Here is a 2,909-nt window from a genome sequence, read left to right as displayed (position 1 = left end):
TCGATGCCGAGCTCAAATCCTACAAGTCCGGCGCTATCGTGCTTGCGACGATGGATCCGTACGGCAATGACGCGGCCCTTGGCGCGATGGCGCGCGCGGGCATCTCGGCATTCTCGATGGAATTCATGCCGCGCATCACGCGCGCGCAGTCGATGGACGTCCTGTCCAGCCAGGCAAACCTCGCCGGCTATCAGGCCGTGATCGACGCAGCCGCCGAGTATGACCGCGCGCTGCCGATGATGATGACGGCGGCCGGCACCGTTCCCGCCGCGAAGGTGTTCGTCATGGGTGTCGGCGTTGCCGGATTGCAGGCGATCGCCACCGCGCGGCGCATGGGCGCGGTCGTCACCGCGACCGACGTGCGTCCCGCCGCCAAGGAGCAGGTCGCTTCGCTCGGCGCCAAATTCCTCGCCGTCGAGGACGAGGAATTCAAGGCGGCGGAAACGGCCGGCGGCTACGCCAAGGAAATGTCCAGGGAGTATCAGGCCAAGCAGGCGGCACTGACCGCCGAACACATCGCCAAGCAGGACATCGTCATCACCACGGCGCTCATTCCCGGCCGTCCCGCGCCGAAGCTCGTGTCCGCCGCGATGGTCGCCTCGATGAAGCCCGGCTCAGTGATCGTCGATCTGGCGGTCGAGCGCGGCGGCAATGTCGAGGGCGCGGTCGCCGGCCGTGTCGTCACCACGACCAACGGCGTGTGCATCGTCGGCCATCTGAACATGCCGGGCCGCGTCGCCGCCTCGGCCTCGCTGCTTTACGCAAGAAACCTCTTCGCCTTCCTCGAGACGATGGTCGACAAGGAGACGAAGAGCGTCGTGGTCAGCCCGGATGACGAACTCGTCAAGGCGACGCTTCTGACCCATGGCGGCAAGGTGGTTCATGTGAACTTCGCAGCCGCCGCCGCATCAGTCGCTCCGGCTCCCGCCGAGCCCGCCATCGCCAAGGCTGCGAAGGGCACCGAGCCCGGTCTCGACGCCGCCCCGAAGACGGCTGCGCCGCGCAAGAAGGCGGCGTCCGACAAACCCGCCGCGAAGAAACCCGCCGCATCCAAGTCCAAGGGAGGTGCGTGATGGAAGAGAGCACTGCACTCGATCGGGCGATCGCCCAGCTTGAGCAGGCGGCGGCCGCCGTACGGCTCGCATTCCAGGATCAGAAGGCCGAGCAGGCCGCCGACGCGCTCGCCGCCGGCGCCCATGCCGCGACCGGCATCGACCCGTTCGTCTTCCGCTTCGCGATCTTCGTGCTGGCGATCTTCGTCGGCTATTACGTCGTCTGGTCGGTGACGCCGGCGCTGCACACGCCTTTGATGGCGGTCACCAACGCGATCTCGTCGGTCATCATCGTCGGCGCGCTGCTCGCCGTCGGCATCTCGGCCTCGGCGGCTGCAATGGGCTTCGGCTTCGTCGCGGTCATCCTCGCCTCGGTGAACATCTTCGGCGGCTTCCTCGTCACCCAGCGCATGCTGGCGATGTACAAGAAAAAAGAGAAGTGAGGCGCTGACCATGAGCGAGAACGTCGCCTCCTTCCTCTACCTCGTCTCCGGCGTGCTGTTCATCATGGCGCTGCGCGGCCTGTCGCATCCCACGACCAGCCGCCAGGGCAATGTCTACGGTATGATCGGCATGACGATCGCCGTCGTGACGACGCTGGCGCTGGCGGTTCCGTCGCCGAGCGGCTTCGGACTGATCCTGCTCGGCCTGCTGATCGGTGGCGGCATCGGCGCGATCACCGCGCGCCGCATCGCCATGACGTCGATGCCGCAGCTCGTCGCCGCCTTCCACAGCCTCGTCGGCCTTGCCGCCGTTCTGGTGGCGGCCGCTGCCGTCTACGCGCCTGAAAGCTTCGGCATCGGCATGGTCGGCGCCATCCACACCCAGGCGATCATCGAGATGAGCCTCGGCGTGGCGATCGGCGCGGTGACCTTCACCGGCTCGATCATCGCCTTCCTCAAGCTCGACGGGCGCATGTCGGGCAAGCCGATCATGCTGCCGTTCCGCCATGTGCTGAATGCCGGCATCGCGATCGCGCTGGTGGTTCTCGTCGTCCTGATGGTCACCACGCAGTCGACCACGATCTTCTGGATGATCGTTGTCCTGTCGCTGCTGCTCGGCGTCCTCCTGATCATCCCGATCGGCGGCGCGGACATGCCGGTCGTCGTCTCGATGCTCAACTCCTATTCGGGCTGGGCGGCTGCGGCGCTGGGCTTCACGCTCGGCAATCTGGCGCTGATCATCACCGGCGCGCTGGTCGGCTCGTCCGGCGCGATCCTCAGCTACATCATGTGCAAGGGCATGAACCGCTCGTTCATCTCCGTCATCCTCGGCGGCTTCGGCGGCGAGACGGCTGCCGCGAGCGGCGATGACGGCGTGGATCGCACGGTCAAGCAGGGTTCGGCCGACGACGCCGCCTACCTGATGATGAACGCGCAGAAGGTCATCATCGTGCCGGGTTACGGCATGGCGGTCGCCCAGGCCCAGCACGCGCTGCGCGAGATGGCCGACAAGCTCAAGGCGGCCGGCGTCGAGGTCAAATACGCCATCCATCCGGTCGCGGGCCGCATGCCGGGCCACATGAACGTCCTGCTCGCCGAGGCCAACGTGCCCTATGACGAGGTGTTCGAGCTCGAGGACATCAACTCCGAGTTCGCGCAGGCCGACGTCGCCTATGTCATCGGCGCCAACGACGTGACCAACCCGTCGGCGCGCGACGACAAGTCGTCGCCGATCTACGGCATGCCGATCCTCGACGTCGACAAGGCCCGCACCTGCCTGTTCGTCAAACGCTCGCTCGGCTCGGGCTATGCCGGCATCGACAACACCCTGTTCTACAAGGACGGAACCATGATGCTCCTCGGCGACGCAAAGAAAATGACCGAGGAAATCGTAAAGGCTATGGATCACTAGGAT

Annotated in this window: 3 protein-coding genes; all 3 read left to right on the top strand. The window is 66.1% G+C overall.

What is annotated here, in order from left to right; all coding sequences use genetic code 11:
* The coding region (locus AAFN55_RS26395; RefSeq protein WP_347801993.1) for an NAD(P) transhydrogenase subunit alpha at positions 1-1,073 on the top strand (1,073 nt) is incomplete at its 5' end.
* On the top strand, positions 1,073-1,495 hold the full coding sequence (locus AAFN55_RS26390; protein ID WP_347801992.1) for an NAD(P) transhydrogenase subunit alpha: 423 nt from the start codon (positions 1,073-1,075) through the stop codon (positions 1,493-1,495). The genes AAFN55_RS26395 and AAFN55_RS26390, both read left to right, overlap by 1 nt.
* Before the next feature lie 10 nt (positions 1,496-1,505).
* Positions 1,506-2,906, top strand: a complete 1,401-nt coding sequence (locus tag AAFN55_RS26385) for an NAD(P)(+) transhydrogenase (Re/Si-specific) subunit beta (RefSeq protein WP_347801991.1) — start codon at positions 1,506-1,508, stop codon at positions 2,904-2,906.
* The last annotated feature ends 3 nt before the right edge of the window (positions 2,907-2,909 follow it).

The organism is Mesorhizobium sp. CAU 1732 (assembly GCF_039888675.1).
GTDB lineage: Bacteria > Pseudomonadota > Alphaproteobacteria > Rhizobiales > Rhizobiaceae > Aerobium.
This window is presented reverse-complemented; position numbering and strand designations above follow the sequence as displayed.

Coding starts and splice junctions, on each gene's coding strand:
- AAFN55_RS26385 (WP_347801991.1), top strand. CDS start 1,506: ATGAGCGAGAACGTCGCCTCCTTCCTCTACCTCGTCTCCGGCGTGCTG.
- AAFN55_RS26390 (WP_347801992.1), top strand. CDS start 1,073: ATGGAAGAGAGCACTGCACTCGATCGGGCGATCGCCCAGCTTGAGCAG.